At 37.8% G+C, this 241-nt stretch carries 1 pseudogene; it reads right to left on the bottom strand.

Annotated elements, in window-relative coordinates:
* Positions 1 to 182: pseudogene (locus tag SH09_RS14080) on the bottom strand (replication initiation factor domain-containing protein); the annotation flags it as partial.
* Positions 183 to 241: the final 59 nt, after the last annotated feature.

Here is a 241-nt window from a genome sequence, read left to right on the forward strand (position 1 = left end):
GCTTGAGCGTTGTCTCGGTTGAGATTTCCAACGATCGTCATTGCATCAAAACTTAATTTTGGATCAGATATGCACACAGTATGTGCGTCCAACCGGCTATTAGAGTAGCCGGTTAAGGAGTAATTTTGCACTTCCCCTGATGTAGCTTGTTTTGAATAGATTTCTTGTTCTTTTTTACTCATAAAAAATCGACTCCTTAATTTTGTTTAAGAAGTCGCTCACCCAAATATATATCTTGAAG

The organism is Staphylococcus gallinarum (assembly GCF_000875895.1).
Classification (GTDB): domain Bacteria; phylum Bacillota; class Bacilli; order Staphylococcales; family Staphylococcaceae; genus Staphylococcus; species Staphylococcus gallinarum.